General features: G+C 66.7%; 13 protein-coding genes and 1 tRNA gene. All 14 read right to left on the reverse strand.

All coding sequences use genetic code 11. The annotated features are described in order from the left end of the window. Positions 1 to 169: 169 nt before the first annotated feature. Positions 170 to 3355, reverse strand: coding sequence for a 4-alpha-glucanotransferase (locus tag BQ7391_RS01565; RefSeq protein WP_235858601.1), 3186 nt, complete (start codon positions 3353 to 3355; stop codon positions 170 to 172). A 62-nt stretch (positions 3356 to 3417) separates the two neighbouring features. Then, positions 3418 to 4917: a glycogen synthase GlgA gene (gene glgA / locus BQ7391_RS01570; protein WP_075279004.1), complete on the reverse strand. Its 1500-nt coding sequence runs from the start codon at positions 4915 to 4917 to the stop codon at positions 3418 to 3420. A gap of 18 nt (positions 4918 to 4935) precedes the next feature. After that, complete coding sequence (gene glgD / locus BQ7391_RS01575; RefSeq protein ID WP_075279005.1) at positions 4936 to 6030, reverse strand: glucose-1-phosphate adenylyltransferase subunit GlgD; 1095 nt, start codon at positions 6028 to 6030, stop codon at positions 4936 to 4938. A gap of 2 nt (positions 6031 to 6032) precedes the next feature. After that, positions 6033 to 7181: a glucose-1-phosphate adenylyltransferase gene (locus BQ7391_RS01580; RefSeq protein ID WP_075279006.1), complete on the reverse strand. Its 1149-nt coding sequence runs from the start codon at positions 7179 to 7181 to the stop codon at positions 6033 to 6035. Positions 7182 to 7239: 58 nt separating this feature from the next. Then, positions 7240 to 9672, reverse strand: coding sequence for a glycogen/starch/alpha-glucan phosphorylase (locus BQ7391_RS01585; protein WP_075279007.1), 2433 nt, complete (start codon positions 9670 to 9672; stop codon positions 7240 to 7242). A 122-nt stretch (positions 9673 to 9794) separates the two neighbouring features. Then, positions 9795 to 11954 (reverse strand): 1,4-alpha-glucan branching protein GlgB, encoded by a 2160-nt coding sequence (gene glgB / locus BQ7391_RS01590; protein ID WP_075279008.1) that lies wholly within the window; start codon positions 11952 to 11954, stop codon positions 9795 to 9797. 297 nt (positions 11955 to 12251) lie between these two features. Then, the gene (gene rbr / locus BQ7391_RS01595) at positions 12252 to 12797 is read right to left on the reverse strand and encodes a rubrerythrin (RefSeq protein ID WP_075279009.1); all 546 of its coding nucleotides are present in this window, start codon (positions 12795 to 12797) and stop codon (positions 12252 to 12254) included. Positions 12798 to 12876: 79 nt separating this feature from the next. After that, entirely contained in the window at positions 12877 to 13764 is an 888-nt protein-coding gene (locus BQ7391_RS01600) for an HhH-GPD family protein (RefSeq protein ID WP_200799559.1), read from the reverse strand. Further along, positions 13761 to 14252: an RrF2 family transcriptional regulator gene (locus BQ7391_RS01605; RefSeq protein ID WP_075279010.1), complete on the reverse strand. Its 492-nt coding sequence runs from the start codon at positions 14250 to 14252 to the stop codon at positions 13761 to 13763. The genes BQ7391_RS01600 and BQ7391_RS01605 overlap by 4 nt, the downstream gene beginning before the upstream one ends. Positions 14253 to 14290: 38 nt before the next feature. After that, positions 14291 to 14983, reverse strand: a complete 693-nt coding sequence (locus BQ7391_RS01610) for an HAD family hydrolase (RefSeq protein ID WP_075279011.1) — start codon at positions 14981 to 14983, stop codon at positions 14291 to 14293. A 137-nt stretch (positions 14984 to 15120) separates the two neighbouring features. Further along, positions 15121 to 15197 (reverse strand) — tRNA-Asp (locus BQ7391_RS01615). A 189-nt stretch (positions 15198 to 15386) separates the two neighbouring features. Beyond that, positions 15387 to 16217 carry a hypothetical protein gene (locus BQ7391_RS01620; protein ID WP_075279012.1) on the reverse strand — a complete coding sequence of 277 codons (831 nt, stop codon included), beginning with the start codon at positions 16215 to 16217 and terminating at the stop codon, positions 15387 to 15389. A 16-nt stretch (positions 16218 to 16233) separates the two neighbouring features. Beyond that, positions 16234 to 16842, reverse strand: a complete 609-nt coding sequence (gene recR, locus BQ7391_RS01625; protein ID WP_075279013.1) for a recombination mediator RecR — start codon at positions 16840 to 16842, stop codon at positions 16234 to 16236. A 13-nt stretch (positions 16843 to 16855) separates the two neighbouring features. Beyond that, positions 16856 to 17191: a YbaB/EbfC family nucleoid-associated protein gene (locus BQ7391_RS01630; RefSeq protein WP_200799560.1), complete on the reverse strand. Its 336-nt coding sequence runs from the start codon at positions 17189 to 17191 to the stop codon at positions 16856 to 16858. Between the last annotated feature and the right edge of the window lie 27 nt (positions 17192 to 17218).

The following is a 17218-nucleotide window of genomic DNA, read 5'->3' on the forward strand; positions in this document are numbered from 1 at the left end:
GCCGTAAAACGTCGCGAGAACCCCGCGTACCCGCCCTGCGGGGGTGTGGCGACATTTCTGCGTGCGGGGGCCGTGCAAAGGGGACGGGCGTGCAAAGGGGACAGGCACTTTTGCACGGGACCGTGCAAAAGTGCCTGTCCCCTTTGCACGCCCGTCCCCTTTGCACGTCTTATCGGCCGGACTCCTCCACGAGCTCGGAGAGCCGCGCGCCCGCGGCCTCCACGAGCTCGGCGTCCGCGAACCAGCGCCAGCCGCCCGCGATGCCGGGCACGTTGAGGCGCGCCTCGTCGTCGAGGCCGAGCACGTCCTGGAGCGGCACGATCGCCACGTCGGCCGCGGAGGCCAGCGCGCGGCGCAGGACCGCGTCCGCGAGCGCAGCAGCGTCCTCCCCCTCAACGCCGAAGCGACTCTCGCAGAAGCCCAGAAGCGTCTGGTTGTCATGCGTTCCGGTGTAGACCACGGTCTCGGGCCGGGGCTCGTAGGACTCGCGGACGTCGCCGTCGTAGAACTGCACCACATCCATGCCCGCAAACCCGGTCGAGCTCATGAGCGCGCGGACCGCCGGCGTGATGGCGCCGAGGTCCTCCGCGATGAACGGCAGCGGGCCAAACTGGCGGTGCGCCGCCTCGAAGAGCTCCGCTCCCGGTCCAAATGCGAAGGAGCCCTCGCTCGCGGGCTTTCCGGACGGCACCGAGAAATACGACGAGAACCCGATGAAGTGGTCGAGCCGCACGTAGTCGTAGAGCGCCAGCATGCGACTGAAGCGACGGAGCCACCACCCGTAGTTCTGCTCGCGCAGGATGTCCCATCGGTAGGTGGGGTTGCCCCACACCTGGCCCTCGGGGGCGAAGGCGTCTCCGGGGGCGCCGGCCTGGCGGCGCGCGTGCCCCGACTCGTCGAGGTCGAAGATGTCAGGCTCGCTCCAGACGTCCGCGGAGTCGCCGGAGACGTACATGGGCATGTCGCCGATGACCTGCACGCCGCGCGCGTGCGCGTAGTCGAGCAGGTCGCGCCACTCACGGTCGAAAGCGTACTGCAGGCGGCGGTGGTTCTCGACGGCGGCCGCGATGCGCGGGTTGCGCGTGAGCGCCGGGCTATAGTGGCGATAGCGCGCCGGCCAGCTCTGCCACGGCCCCTCGCCGAAGAGCTCCTTGATGGCGCGGAAGGTGGCATAGGGCGTCAGCCAGTAGTCGTTCTCCTGGCAGAACTCGAGGTAGTCCTCAGAGGCGCCGATCTTCTCGAGACCCGTGAGCGTTGTCGCCACGTCCTTCTCGAGAAGGTCCGTGTTGCCCGCAAAGGCGGAGACGCCCGCGTACGGAGATCCGTACTCGTCCGTGGGGTTCACGGGGAGGACCTGCCAGTAGCTCTGGCCATGGTCGGCGAGCCAGTCAACGAAGCGGCGGGCGGGGGCGCCGAGGGTGCCCGGCTTGCCGCCGTTGGGGATCGAGGTGATGTGGCAGAGCACGCCCATGCCCCGATCGAGCGGGAGCTGGAGACGCCGCGCGCGATGGAAGTGAAGGACCGACGTGCCGAGCGGCCACAGGAACGTGGACGCCTGGCCGCCCTCGACCTTGGGCGCGCGCCCCGAGACCACATCCGTGACGAGGTCGCCCACCATGGGGACCTTGACGTCGTGCGCCTCGGAGAGGCTCGCGTTGACGAGGACGCACACGCTCTCCTCCGCCCCCGTCCGCCAGAAGCCGAAGACGTCCTCCCCAAATGAGAAGGGCTCGAACTCGCCGTCCACGAGCACGGGGAGCGTGCGGCGGATGGCGATGGCGTTGCGATACGTCAGGAGGCAGTCGGCGTGCCCGCGGCTACCGTCCCACGGGAAACTCCCGCGGCAGTACGGGTCCCGCAGGCCCTCGAGGCCGACCTCGTCGCCGTAGTAGATGCAAGGGACGCCAGGAAGCGTCATCTGCAGGAGCGCGGCAACCCACAGGCGCGCCTTTGCAAGCCCCACCTGGTCGTCCGGGAGATGCCAGCCGGCACGCTCCGCCTCCGGGATGGAGTCCGGGTCCGGGGCCCCGCCGAGCACGGTGAAGAGGCGCTCGCGGTCATGGCTGCCCAGGAGGTTGAGGGACGAGTAGAAGTTGTCGCGCGGGTAGTTCTCGCGCAGCTGCTCGAGGCGGGCGGCAAGCTCGGGGGCGCCGATCTCCCCCCTCAGGAAGGCGAGGACGCCGGTGCGGAACGGGTAGTTCATCGTTCCGTCGAGCTCACGACCCTGGAAGTACTGACGGAGCCTGCCGTAGGCGAGCTTGTTGGAGGCGTCCTCCCAGACCTCCCCGATCAGCACGCCGTCGGGGCGCTCCGTGACGAGCGCGCGCTTGATGTCCTCGATGAACTCGTCCGAGAGCTCGTCGGCCACGTCGAGGCGCCAGCCGCGCGCGCCGGCGCGCAGCCACTTGCGCACCACGCCGCGCCGGCCGCAGATGAGCTCGTGGTAGTCAGGGTTGTCCTCGTTGAGCGCCGGCAGGTCGCCGTTGCCCCACCAGCCCGCGTAGGTGCCGTCCTCGTTGAAGAAGTACCAGCCGCGATAGGGCGAGTCAGGGCTCTGGTAGGCGCCGAGGTCAGGGTAGTTCCCATATGAGTTGAAGTAGCGCGAGTCCTGGCCGGAGTGGTTGAAGACGCCGTCCAGGATGATGGAGATGCCCCGGTCCTCGGCGTCCACGCACAGGGCGCTGAAGTCCTGCTCGGTGCCCAGCAGAGGGTCGATGGCAAGGTAGTCCGCCGTGTCATAGCGGTGGTTGGAGGAGGCCTCGAAGATGGGGTTGAGGTAGACTGCCGTCACGCCGAGGTCCTCGAGGTACTCGAGCTTCTCGCGGATGCCCTCGAGAGTCCCCCCGTAGAAGTCCCACACGGCGATGCCGCCCTCCGGCGTGCGCTCGTAGTCGACGGGCCTGTCCCAGTCCACGAGCCGGTGCCCCGGCCCCTTGCGCGGCCGGTCGAGCGTCTTGGCGCGCTCCTCCCAGTCCGCGCCGCGCGCAAAGCGGTCAGGGAAGATCTGGTAGACCACCGCGTCGCGGTACCAGCGGGGCTGCTCCGCGCGCGGGACGTAGACGGTGATCTGGAACGAGGGCGGGTCTCCGTACGCGAAGGCGCCCTCTCCCGTGGTCCAGCCCGGCTTGGCGCCGTAGCGCCAGACCGAGCCGTCCTTGGCCTCGATGTCGAAGCTGTACCAGACGACGCCGGTCTCAGCCGGCCGATAGTTTGCCGAGAAGCGCAGGCAGTCCCCCTTGAGGGAGCCGTGCATCTCGATGAGCTCCTCGCCGTGGGCGTCCGTCCAGATGCGCAGCGTGCAGAAGACGACGTCGTCCCCCCACACGTCTATGGACAGCGAAACGGTGCCGCCCAACTGGACGGCACCGAAAGGACTTCTGTACTCCGGCTCGGATGTGACGTGACGTGCCTTCAAGCTTACCTGTCTCTCCGCTTGTTGTACCGAATGATCTCCGGATGGAGGTCGTGGTAGATGTCCATATAGTCGTTCGCGGCGCGGCGCCAGCTGAAGTCTGTCGCCATGGCCTGCTGCATCAGGTTAGACCAAGCGTCGGGATCGGTCCAGAAGATCTCGCACGCGCCGAGAAGGGTGTCGGCCATCTCATCGCCGTTCATGTTGGCAAACGAGAAGCCCGTGCCCTCGCCGGTGTACTTGTTGTACGGGACGACCGAGTCACGCAGGCCGCCCGTCTCGCGCACCACGGGAAGCGTGCCGTAGCGCATGGCGATCATCTGGGAGAGGCCGCAGGGCTCGAACTCGGACGGCATGAGCAGCAGGTCGCCGCCGGCGTACATGCGGTGCGAGAGCGCGTTGTCAAACGCGATGCGCGCGCACATCTGGCCGGGATACTTGGCCGCGAAGTAGCGGAACGCGTCCTCGTGGTCCTTGTCGCCCGTGCCGAGGATGGCAACCTGGACGCCGCGGGACATGAGGTGGTCCATCGCGTAGCGGACAAGGCCGAGGCCCTTCTGGTCCGTGAGGCGGCCGATCGAGACCACGAGCGGGCGCGTGGGGTCCTGGTTGAGGCCCAGCTCCTCCTGGAGGGCGCGCTTGCACTCGGCCTTGCCCTCGATCTCCTTGGCGGAGTAGTTGGCCGGAATCATCGAGTCCGTCGTGGGGTTCCAGATGGACTGGTCGATGCCGTTGAGGATGCCGCGCAGCTGGCCCGAGCGGCGGCGGAAGATGTCGTCAAGGCCCTCGCCGTAGAACGGCATCTGCAGCTCGTAGGCGTAGCTCGGGCTCACCGTCGTGAGGAAGTCCGTGTAGAGCAGGGCGCCCTTCATGAAGTTGATGGAGCGCTCGTCGCAGCGGAGCTGGTCGCGGGCGGCCGGGATGTGGGCGAGGCCGAGCACCTGCTCGAGCATCTCGTCGCTGTACTGGCCCTGGAACTTGACGTTGTGAATCGTGAAGATGGTCTTCACGTTGGCGCACTGCGGGACGTCCTGGTAGAACTCGCGCAGGAACACGCAGCACAGCGCCGTCTGCCAGTCGTTGCAGTGCAGCACGTCGCACTCGAGCTCGGGCACCTTGGTGATGGCCTCGCAGATGGCCTTCGAGAAGAACGCGAAGCGCTCGCCGTCATCGAAATAGCCGTAGAGGCTGTCACGCTTGAAGTAGGCCTCGTTGTCGATGAAGTAGAAGTCGAGGTCCTGCATAGAGAGCTTCTCGATGCCGCAGTACTCGTTTCGCCAGGCGAGCGGCACGTAGAACTCGGTGACGTGCTTCATCTGGTCGAGGTACTCCTGCGGAATCGTGGAGTACTTGGGCAGGATGACGGCGACGCGGGCGCCGGCGTGCTTGAGTGCGCGGGGAAGGGAGCCGGCGACGTCCCCGAGGCCGCCCGACTTGGCAAACGGGACGGCCTCGGAAGACGCGAAGAGCACCCTCAACTTCCTGCGCTTGGCATTGGTTGACACGGTGGTTCTCCCTCGGTACTAGTCGCGAGACTTCTCCTTGATGAGCACGTCCTCAGGGGTGCCCCTGAGCTCGGTGCCGGCGGGGACGACGTTGGCGCGGTCCACGATCGCGTTCTCGACGCGCGCGCCGCTCTTGACGACGCAGCCCTGCATCACGATCGAGTTGCGCACGGTGGCGCCGGCCTCGATGATGACGTTGCGGCCGAGGATTGTGTCGCTCACGCTGCCGTAGATGCGGTCGCCGGAGGAGACGGCCGAGTTGAGCACGTGGGAGCCGACCTCGAACTTGGCGGGCGGCGTGTCGTGCGTCTTGGTCTTGACGGTGCGCTCATCGGGGAAGAGCTCGGCGGTGATGCGCGGGTCGAGCAGGTCCATGTTGGCGCGGAAGTAGGAGCGCTTGTTGAAGATCGGCGCGACGTAGCCGTCGTACTCGTAGGTGCGCACGTTCACGCGGCCGAAGTCGCCGGACATGGCCTCGAAGAGGTCGAGGTAGTCCGTCGGGCCGTACCAGTCGAACATGTCGAGCAGGAGCTGGCGGTTGATGACGAAGCAGTCGAGGAACATCGTCTCGCCGAAGTTGGCGCCGTGGTGCACGCCGCAGACGCGGCCGTCCTCGACGTCGAAGGCGGTAACGTCGGCGTCCTTCTCGGAGGCGGTCTTGACGATCACCGTGACGTCGGCGCCAGACTCCTTGTGCGCGTCATAGACCTTGTTGAGGTCGGCGTTGAACACGAAGTTGGCGGTCGAGAAGAACACGGCGTCGGAGGTGCTGCGCGTGAAGTACGCCTTGTTGTGGACGAGGTCGCGCAGCAGGAAGCGGGCGCCGGTGCGGGAGGTGCCGAAGGCGGAGCCGGGCAGGATGAACAGGCCGCCGTTCTTGCGGTCGAGATCCCAGTCCTTGCCGGAGCCCACGTGGTCGATGATGGAGCGGTAGTTGTACGGCATGACCATGCCGACGGTGCGGATGCCGCAGTTCACCATGTTGGAGAGGGCAAAGTCGACGAGGCGGTAGCGGCCGAAGTAGGGCAGCGACGCCACGGGGCGGCTCTCGGTGAGCGCGGTCGACTCCTTTGCCGAGTAGTTGCAGGTGATAAGGCCGATGACCTTCTCCATGATTAGTTCTCCCCCTTTCCGACCACGACGTCGTTGCCGATGACGGCGGTGTCCTTCGTCTGGTCGACGCTGCCGACGCTAACGTTCTCCTCCACGACGGAGTTCTCGCCGAGGATGGCGCGCACGACGTGGGCCCCATCCTTGACCCTCGCGCCCGGGAGCAGCACCGAGTCGATAACCGTCGCACGCTCGCCGACGTAGGCGTCGGTCGAGAGAATCGAGTGCTTGGCGGTGCCGTAGACCTGGCAGCCGTTGGAGACGAGGCAGTCGTCGATGGTGGCGTCCTTGCCCACGAGCGCGGGCGGGCGGGTGGACGAGTTGCTCATGATGGGGAACTCGTTGCTGAAGATGTCGAAGGCGGGGTTGGGCCCGAGGAGGTCCATGCTCGTCTCGTGGTAGCTCGAGATGGTGCCGACGTCACGCCAGAAGCCCTCGAACTTGTAGGTGTAGAGGCGCTTGCCGGCCTCGAGGAGCTTCGGGATGATGTCGCCGCCGAAGTCGTGGCTCGAGTTCTGGTCGTTGGCGTCCTCCTTCAGAGTCTCGACGAGAAGGTCGGCGGTGAAGATGTAGATGCCCATGGAGGCGAGGTTTGAATCGGGCTTCTTGGGCTTCTCGGTGAACTTGCTGATGCGGCCGTCCTCGTCGGCGGTCAGGATGCCGAAGCGGGAGGCCTCCTCCCAGGGCACCGGCATGACGGCGATGGTGAGGTCGGCGTTGTTCTTCTTGTGCGTCTCGAGCATGTCGTCATAGTCCATGCGGTAGAGCTGGTCGCCGGACAGGATGAGGACGTAGTCGGGATCGTTGGTCTCGATGTAGCCCAGGTTCTGGGTCACGGCGTCGGCCGTGCCCTCGTACCAGGCGCCGCCGGTCTGGGTCGCGTAGGGAGGGAGGATGGAGACGCCGCCGCCGCGCTCGTCGAGGTTCCACGCCTCACCCGTCCCGATGTAGCTGTGCAGCAGGTACGGACGGTACTGCGTGAGGACGCCCACCGTCGTGATGCCCGAGTTGGCGCAGTTCGAGAGGGCAAAGTCGATGATGCGGAACTTCCCGCCGAAGGAAACCGCCGGCTTTGCGACGTTGCTCGTCAGCGCACCGAGCCTGCTGCCCTGACCGCCTGCCAGGAGCATTGCGATGCACTCTTTCTTACTCATACCCCCACTCCTTTCGACTACCAGACGCGGGGGCCGCGGAGGACCCCCGCACGTAAGCCTAAATGTGCCAGATATCCGTCATGTACTCACGGATAGTTCGGTCAGAAGAGAAATATCCGGCCTTGGCGGTATTGTGGAGCGCCGCCTTGTTCCACGCGAGACGGTCGCCGTAGGATCCGGTGAGCTCCTCCCATGCCTGGACGTAGGAGTGGAAGTCGCGCAGGACCAGATCCGGGTCGTTGTCGACCATCAGGTAGTCGTGGATGCTGTCGAAGTTGCCGGAGAGCCGCGCGAGCGTGCCGTCGGTCAGCATGTCCACGATGCGGCCGACGCGGTCGCGGTCGCCGTTGTACATGTCCCAGGCGTAGTAGCGGCCGCTGGCGCGAAGCGCGTCGACCTCGTCCGCGTGCAGGCCGAAGATCTTGATGTTCTCGGGGCCCACGAGCTCGGAGATCTCGATGTTGGCGCCGTCGAGGGTGCCAAGGGTGATCGCCGCGTTCATCATGAGCTTCATGTTGGAGGTGCCGGAGGCCTCGGCGCCCGCCACGCTGATCTGCTCGGAGATCTCCGCGGCGGAGTAGATGAGCTGCGCGTTGGAGACGGCGAAGTTGGGCACAAAGGCCACCTTGATCTTGTCGTTCACGCGCTCGTCGTTGTTGATGACGTCGGCGACCGAGTTGATGAGACGGATGACCTCCTTGGCGAAGGTGTAGCTCTGGGCCGCCTTGCCCGAGAAGATGAAGGCCGTCGGGCGCGGGCTGTAGCCCGGGTCCTTGAGCATGCGGTTGTAGAGGTCGAGCACCTTGAAGACGTTGAGGAGCTGGCGCTTGTAGGCGTGGAAGCGCTTGACCTGGACGTCGAAGACCATGTTGGTGTCAAGCTCGACGCCGGAGGTCTCCTTGACGTAGGCGGCCAGACGCTCCTTGTCGGCCTTCTTGGCGGCCTCCATGCCGTCGAGGAAGCTCGCGTCCCCCTCGAAGGGAAGCAGCTTCTCGAGCTCCATGGCGTCGGTCATCCAGCCGTCGCCGATGGCCTCGGTGATGAGCTTTGCGTAGGCCGGGTTCGCCTCCGCGAGGAAGCGGCGGTGCGTCACGCCGTTGGTCTTGTTGTTGAAGCGGTGCGGCATCATCTCGTAGAACTCGTGGAAGACGCTGTCCTTGAGGATCTGCGTGTGCAGCGCGGAGACGCCGTTGATCGAGTGCGAGAAGATGATCGAGAGGTTGGCCATGCGGACCTGGCCGTCCCAGAGGATGGCGGTCTTGCTCAGGACGTCGGTCCAGTTGCCCTCGTTCGGCGAGAGGTGGTTGGACAGGCTCTCGCGGTAGCGGCGGTCGACCTCGTCGATGAACATGTAGAGGCGCGGCAGGAGGTTGCGGAAGGTGTTGATGGGCCACTTCTCCAGCGCCTCGGGCATGACCGTGTGGTTGGTGAAGGAGATCGTCTCCTTGGCGATCCTGTAGGCCTCGTCGAAGCCCACGCCCTTCTCGTCAACGAGGATGCGCATGAGCTCGGGGCCGCACATGGCGGGGTGCGTGTCGTTGGTGTGGACGCAGACGTGCTCGCCGAGGTGCTCCCAGTCGGGACCGAACTCGCGCTCGTAGGTGCGCAGGATCGTCTGCAGGCCGGCGGAGACGAAGAGGTACTCCTGCTTGAGTCGCAGCATCCGGCCGTGCTCGCCGGCGTCATTGGGGTAGAGGATCGTGGAGATGGCCTCGACGTCCGAGCGGAACTTGTTGGCGCGCGCGTAGTCGCCGGCGTTGAAGGCGTCGAGGTCGAAGTCCTCGGTGTAGGGCTCGGCCGACCACAGGCGCAGCTTGTTCACGACCTTGCCGCCGTAGCCGATGATGGGCACGTCGTACGGGACGGCGCGGACGACCTCGCCGCCCTCCTGGGTGAACCAGAACTTGCCGTCCTCCTCGTGGCGGACGACCTCGCCGCCAAAGCGGACGAGCACGGCGCTGCCGTCCTTGCGGGTCTCCCAGGGGAAGCCGCCCGCAAGCCAGTTGTCCGTGCGCTCGACCTGGCGGCCGCCCTCGATGTACTGGCGGAAGAGGCCATAGCGGTAGCGCATGCCGTTGCCGTAGCCGGCGATGCCCTCGTGGGCCATGGAGTCGAGGAAGCACGCGGCCAGGCGGCCCAGGCCACCGTTGCCGAGGCCGGGATCGACCTCCTGGCGGCAGAGGGCGTCGAGGTCGGCGCCCATCTCCTTGACGCCCTTCGCGACGAGGTCGCGGACGCCGAAGTTGATCAGATAGTTGTCAAGCAGGGGACCGAGGAGGAACTCGAGGGAGAAGTAGTAGACCTTCTTGGCTCCCTTGGGGTGGGACTCCGGGAAGATGGCGCGGCCCTTGTTGGCGATGAGCTCGGCGAGGGCGTAGAAGCGCTCGTGGTCGGCAAGGCCCTCGAAGGGCGTGCCGTAGCGCGCGACGCACGCCTCGCGGTACTGCTCGACAAAGTCCTGCTCGTTCTCAAAAATCTTGTTGTCAGTCAAAGCCTCTCCTAGCGTCGGGCGACAAGAACTCGGGGGCGTGCGAGACGGTCCCGCACGAGGGCATCGGCTGTCGCTTGGCCGCCACCCATCTGGGGCCACCCGTCGGGTGGCCCCATAAAAGTTTACTCCGCCTTCGTCGTTTTTCTAGCGGCGGGTTTCTTCGATGACGCCGCCTTTACGGAAGACGTCGCCTTCTTGGCCGCGGGCTTTTTTGCGGCGGGCTTCTTCGGCGCCGCCTTCTCGGCCGTCTTGACCGCCTTGGCAGCGGTCTTGGTGGCCTTGGCCGCAGGCTTCTTCTTCGCCGGGCGGCGCAGCGTGCCCGTCTTCTTGAGAATCATGCCGCCGAGCGGCGGAACGCGCACCACGAGGGACTGCTCGCGGCCGTTCCACGGCTCGTCCTGGCACTTGAGCTTGCCGGTGTTGATGACGCCGGAGCCGCCGTAGCGCTCGTCGTCGGAGTTGAACATCTCCTCGTAGACGCCCCACTCGGGCACGCCCATGCGGAAGTCCTCGCGCGCGTTTACGTCAAAGTTGATGAGGATGACGAGCTCGTCGCCGGGCTTGTCGCCCCTGCGGATGAACGAGATGATCGACTGGTCGGCATTGTCCGCGTCGATCCACTCGAATCCCTCGGAGGCGAAGGCGCGCTGCCAGAGCGCGGCGTTGTCGTTGTAGAAGCGGTTGAGGTCGCGGACGAACTGCTGCTGGTGGCGGTGCGTCTCATACTGCTCGGCGAGGAAGTACTGGATCCCCTCGTAGTAGCGCCACTCGATGAACTGGGCGATCTCGTTGCCCATGAAGTTGAGCTTGCCGCCGGGGTGCGTGACCTGGTAGAAGGCGAGCGCCCTCATGCCGGCGAACTGCCGCCAGTAGTCGCCGGGCATGCGCGTGATGAGCGAGCACTTCCCGTTGACGACCTCGTCGTGACTGAGCGGCAGGATGAAGTTCTCGTTGAACTGGTACATGGAGGAGAACGTCAGCATGCGGTAGTTGCCCGGGCGCCACGGGAAGTCGGTCTGCATGTAGTGCAGGGTGTCGTTCATCCAGCCCATGTCCCACTTGAAGTGGAAGCCGAGGCCGCCGTCCTCGGGCGGGTAGGTCACGAGCGGCCAGGCGGTGGACTCCTCGGCGATCATCATGACGTCGGGATGGAACTTGCCCATGACCTCGTTGGTCTGGCGGATGAACGCGGAGGCGTCGAGGTCCTCCTCGGTGCCCTTCTCGTTGAAGCGCTTCTGGCCGGGGTCGTCGATGCCGAAGTTCATGTAGAGCATCGAGGAGACGCCGTCCATGCGGATGCCGTCGGCGTGGAAGAGGTCGGCCCAGAAGAGCGCGTTGGAGACGAGGAAGCTGCGGACCTCGCCGCGTGAGTAGTCGAACTGATGCGTGCTCCAGTTGGGGTGGATCTTGTGCTCGTAGAGCATCTCGCCGTTAAAGGTGGCGAGGCCCTGGGCGTCTGCGCAGAAGCCGCCCGGCACCCAGTCGAGGATCACGCCGATGCCGGCCTCGTGGCAGGCGTCGATGAAGTGCATGAACTGCTTGGGGTTGCCGTAGCGCGAGGTGGCGGCGTAGTAGCCGGTGGGCTGGTAGCCCCAGGAGCCGTCGAACGGGTGCTCGTTCACGGGCATGACCTCGACGTGCGAGTAGCCCATGTCCTTGGCGTAGGCGACCAGCTCGACGGAGAGGTCGTCGTAGGAGTAGACGACGCCGCGCTGCGCGGGGAACGGGTCGCCGGGGCCGGGATACGTGCCGTCGGGGCGGGGCTCGCCCTGCGGCTCGTCACCGTGGCGGCGCCAGCTGCCGAGGTGCACCTCAAAGATGTTGAGCGGCTCCTTGAACATGTCGCGCTTGGCGCGCGCCTTCATGTAGGCGCCGTCGGCCCAGTCATAGCCGGCGAGGTCGAAGGTGCGCGACGCGGTACCCGGAATCTGCTCGGCGTAGAAGCCGTACGGGTCGGCCTTGTAGAGCTTGCGGCCGTCCGCGGTCTCGATCAGGTACTTGTAGAGCGCCTCGTGACCGATGCCGGGGACGAAGCCCTGCCAGACGCCGCCGGTCTCGGAGCAGGAGAGCGGGTTGGCCTGCTCGTCCCACCCGTTGAAGTCTCCGATGACGTGCACGCTCTTGACGTCGGGCGCCCAGACGGCGAAGTGGTAGCCGCTCGTCCCGTCGTCATCCACGGCAGGGTGGGCGCCCAGCTTCTCGTAGCTCCGGTACCACTTTCCACTTGCGAGCAGGAACAGGTCGTCGTTGCTCAGATAGAGGGTGCTGTCAAGAGATTCCATGTCAGGCTCCTCGAAGGTCAGTGCACAGGACAACACTCATTGTGATGCCTACGTCAACCACATGTCCACGAAAAGGCGGCGAGTGCGGGAAATGGGGCGGCGAAGCAATGCGACGCAGGCAGGCCCCCACGCCCTGGGCGCGCGCGGATTGCCCCGCGCCGTGGAAAGCGTGGAAAAGTGCCTGTCCCCTTTGCGCGCTGCGCACGCGAGAGGCCCCGACCTCCTTGGCAGGACACTCCGCAAAGCGCGGTCCTGCGTGGAAGTCGGGGCCTCCCGCGTGCGTGTCAGGTCAGGCGACTAGTAGTTCAGGGCCTGCTCCTCGAAGTATGCCTTCGGGTGGTTGCACACCGGGCAGACCGCGGGGGCCTCGGCACCGACGTGCAGGTGACCGCAGTTGCGGCACTTCCAGACCTTGACGCCCTCGCGAGCGAAGACCTCGCCCTTCTCGACGCGCTCGGCCAGCTTGTTGTAGCGCTCCTCGTGGTGCTTCTCGATCTCGCCGACCATGCGGAACTTGGCCGCGATCTCGGCAAAGCCCTCGGCCTCGGCGGTCTCGGCGAAGCCCTTGTACATGTCGGTCCACTCGTAGTTCTCGCCCGCCGCGGCGTCCTTGATGTTGGTCAGGGTGTCGGGCACCTCGCCGCCGTGGAGATACTTGAACCAGAGCTTGGCGTGCTCCTTCTCGTTGCCAGAGGTCTCGGTGAAGATCGCGGCGATCTGCTCGTAGCCCTCCTTCTTGGCCTTGCTCGCGTAGTAGGCGTACTTGTTGGTAGCCTGGGACTCGCCGGCGAAGGCAGCCTCGAGGTTCTTCTTCGTCTGCGAGCTCTCAAAGTCAACGGCCATTGGAACTCCTCTCCTGTCCCCTCTCGGGAACGCTCGACGTGCGCCGGGCCCTCTGCCCGGTATTAGGACACTGTATCATTTAGACGTACCAAATGCCACAGTCGTTATGGCAAAATCCCTCGCGTTCGAGCTCGTCGAGAAGTGCCCGGACGTCCGGCTCGCCTATGGCACTTCTACCCGCCCGGAGCTCCGCGCTAACGAGCTCCTGGAAAATCGTCTCAAAGTCTGCGCCGCCGGGCCCGTCCCCTCGGTGGGCGAGAAGAACGCGCAGCAGCTCCGCGCGCTTCTGCCGGTGCGAGCCCTCGAAGCGCGACTGGCGCGTGTGCCCGCGCGAGCGTCGCGACGGGTTGGGAACGGTGCGCTTGAGGTAGGCACCGTAGTCGAGCAGGGCGTAGTACCAGGTGCGCGGGTCATCCTCGGGATCGCTCGCGTCCGGCGGGCAGGTGTCCCGCACGAGCGGCACCAGCTCGCGGTCGGGAACGGACTCGGCGCTCGGGTAGAGCTCGTGGAGAAAGACGGTGCGGACGTTGGTCTCGAGGTAGACCCCGGGCAGGTCGAAGGCGAAGGCCCGTATGCCCGCCGCCGTGGCCGGCCCGATTCCCGGCAGCGCCTCGAGGGCGGCGGCCTCGTCGGGCATCACGCCGCCCGCGGCCGAGACCGCCCGCGCCGCGCGCAGGACGGAGAGGGCCCGGCGGTTGTAGCCGAGGCCCTGCCATTCGTCCAGCACGTCAGCGGCGTCCGCCGCAGCGAGCGCGTCCACCGTGGGGAACCGCTCGAGCCAGCGCTGCCAGCGCCCGTCAACGCGCGTCGTCTGGGTCTGCTGGAGCATGACCTCGGATATCCAGATGGCATAGGGGTCGCGCGTGCGACGCCACGGAAGGTCACGGTAGAGCTCACGCCCGCGCTCGAGCACGAGGGCGCGAAAGTCTTCCAGGGCAGGGCGCCCGTGTTCCGAGGGCTCGCTCACGCAGCCCCCTCGATGTGCGCGGCGCCGCGCGCCGCACCCTCGTCGACGAGCTCGAAGGTACCCCGGAACACCGGCGAGCGGCGCTCCACCACAAGCTCGTGCAGGGTGACGGACGAGAAGAGCTGGTGCAGCATCCGCTCGGCGTTGCACCAGACGGACGTGAAGCGGCAGGCTCCTCGGCGCGGGCACGGCTCGGTGCCGTCGAGCGCGGTGGCGCAGCCCGAGACGATGATGGGGCCCTGCACCGCCTCAACGAGCTGGAGCAAGGTGGTCTCGCGCGGGTCCACGGCGAGCCTCATGCCGCCCGCGGCGCCGCGCGAGTTCTCGACGATCCCCGCGAGGGCGAGGTCGTGCTGGATCGAGCGGGCGAAGGAGTACGGGATGCTGTTCTCCTTGGCCGCCGTGCGGACGGAGATGATCCCGTCCGGGTCGCTCACGAGCGCGGCGAGCATGCGCAGCGCGTAATCGGTCTTCCGTGATATCTCCATGGCTCCTCCCCTCGGCGCCTCCCCCGCGCCGATCGAACCTACGCGTTCCAGTTGAGAATCTGCCAGCCGCGGCGCTTTGCGAGCAGCCTCAGCGTCTTGCCCGGGCAGACCGCAACGGCCGTCTCGGCGCGGGCGAGAAGGTCCTTGTCGCTGTGATGGTCGCCGTAGGCGCGGGCGAGCTCCCAGCGCCCGACCCCCAGGCGGGCATCGCACCAAGCCGCTGCGGCGCGGTACTTCTCGTCGCCCGCCACCACGGGACCGTCCACGGCGCCCGTGTAGTTTCCCTGATCGTCACGCTCCATGTGCGTGGCCGCATACCCGTCGAACCCGATTCTCTTGGCCGCGGCGGCCGCTATGGCGTCAAAGGTCGCGGACACGAGAAGGGTCACCAGGCCCTCGTCGTGGCAGCGACGCACCTCGGCGAGCGCCTGCGTGCGATAGCGCGGAACGAGCACCTTGTCGTGGAAGCGCACCATGAGGGCGTCCACCTCGCTGGCGCTGCGTCCCTTGAGGGAGCCGAGCACGAGCTCCCTGGCCTCGTCCTGACGATACGGCAGGTGGAGCTTGTAGCGGACGCCCCACCAGATCAGCCTCAGCGCCCTGGGCAGGGACATCGCGCCGTTCAGGATCAGGTACTCGGTGAAGAGCGCGCCCGACTGCCCCCGGATGGAGGTCCCATCAAAGTCGAAGACGGCGACGCGGTATGTGGTCTGCTCGGCGCTGGGGTCCATCCTCGTTCCCTCGTCAGATTCAAAACTGATGTGAATATGATACCCCGAGATGAGCATTTGAGAGTGAAAAAACCAGGCACCGGACGATGAGTTTACATACGAGAAAGGGGCCCCGAAGGGCCCCTCGTACGGTGCAATGGCGGGATGTAAGGGACTCGAACCCTCGACCTCCGACGTGACAGGCCGGCGCTCTAACCAGCTGAGCTAACACCCCGTTCGCCTTGCGCGGAAGCTATTCTTACATAGGTCGCCCCTCTCTGGCAAGAGGAATTTTGAAAAAATCTTCCTCCTGCCGATTTTTTTCGAAGGGGGCGTGCAAAGGGGACAGGCACTTTCGCACGGCGTGCCGCGCGAAAGTGCCTGTCCCCTTTGCACGCCCCCCTTGCACGCCTGCCCGCATGGCCTACTCGAGGGCGACCTCCGTGACCGAGCCCGACGCGTCCGTCACCCGCAGCGTGGCTCCGGAGAGCTCCACCGAGGTGGCCTCCCCCACGCCCTGGACCATCGAGCCGTCCTGACCGGCGACGTACGTGGCGGACCCGTGGCCGCCGATCACGTAGCAGACCACGTCCCAGGCCCCGTCGCGGTTTTCGGGGACGAGCAGGGTCTCCGCGCGGCGGACAAGGGCGATGGGCGTGCCCTCCAGCTCCGCGAGAACCTCGTCGGCGCCGTCGGAGCCAACGCGGACGAGGCCCATGCCGCCGTCGTCAAGCTGTCGCAGGGCGTAGGTGACGCCCTCGTACGAGACGGTGCCGTCGACGCCCGTCTGCTCCGACCCGGCGTCATGCTCCGTCTGCTGCTCCTGGTACTCGCGCTCCGCGTCGGTGAGGGCCGTCTGACCGTGGCCCTGCTGTGGGGCGGCCTCCTCTGAGGAGGGGCTCAGCACCGCGGCCGCGCAGCGACCGAGGAAGAAGACGAGAATCATGGCCGCCAGCGCGGCGAGGACGAGAAGAACGACGTTCTTGCGGCTGCGCCTCGGGCCGCCATGCGCGGAGCGGGCCTCGGGGTGGCGCTCGTAGTAGCGCTCCTCGGCGTTGTGGCGCGCACGGCCCGCCGCCTCCGCGGCGTTGCTCCTCGTGGTGACCCGGGCGCCCTGCCCCGCCCGGATTGTGGAGATCCGGTCGGAGTCGCTTGCCAGGCGCTGGCGCGCCCCGGCGGCGCGGGGCCCTCGCGCCCCTCGTGCCGAGGCCTGCGGCGCACCATGAGCGGGACGCCTCCTCTGTCCGTCAGCCATTGCGCTTCCCCCTTAGCTAGACCTCCCGGCGCGCCTCAATGGCGCGGCCGAGGGTCACCTCGTCTGCATACTCAAGGTCCCCGCCCACGGGCAGGCCGCTCGCCAGCCGCGTCACGCGCACGCCGAGCGGGCGGATGACGCGGGCCAGATAGGTCGCCGTGGTCTCGCCCTCGACGTCCGGGTTGGTGGCGAGGATGACCTCGTCCACCGTGCCGTCGGCGAGGCGGGCGAGCAGCTCGCGGACGTGCAGCTGCTCCGGCCCGATCTTGTCCATGGGGCTGATGACGCCGCCGAGGACGTGGTAGAGGCCGTGGTACGTGCCCGTTCGCTCGATGGCCGTGACGTCGCGCGGCTCTGAGACCACGCAGATGGACGCGCGGTCTCGCGTTCCGTCGGCGCAGACGTCGCAGGTGTCGCGCGTCGCGTACGAGAAGCAGACGGGACAGAAGTGAACCTGCTGCTTCACGTCGAGGATCGCGTTGGCGAGGCGGCGCGCCTCCTCGGCATCCGCCTCGAGGAGGTGGTAGGCGATCCGCTGGGCTGACTTCGGCCCCACGCCGGGCAGTCGGCCGAGCTCGTCGAGCAGCCGCTGGAGCGCGCGACCATCGTTGACCGGGTCGATCATCCCGAAGACCGCCCTAGAAGAGGCCCGGGATGTTGAGGCCGCCCGTGACGGCGCTCATCTGCTGGCTCGCCATGCGCTCGGCGGACTCGAGGGCGTCGTTCACGGCGGCGAGGATCATGTCCTGCAGCATCTCGACGTCCTCGGGGTCGAGCGCGTCGGGGGCGATGGCGAGCGAAGTCAGGCGCATGTCGCCCGTGGCCGTCACCTTGACGGCACCGCCGCCCGCGCTCGCGGTGACCTCGGTCTCGGCGGCCTTCTGCTGCGCGGCGATGAGCTGCTCCTGCATCTTGCGGGCCTGCGCCATCATCTGGTTGCGGTTCATGCCGCCCATGTTGAATCCCTTGGCCATCTTGGCTCCTTTCGTCCTCCCGGGCGC

Origin of the sequence: Thermophilibacter provencensis (assembly GCF_900128445.1) — a bacterium.
In the GTDB taxonomy this organism is placed as follows: domain Bacteria; phylum Actinomycetota; class Coriobacteriia; order Coriobacteriales; family Atopobiaceae; genus Thermophilibacter; species Thermophilibacter provencensis.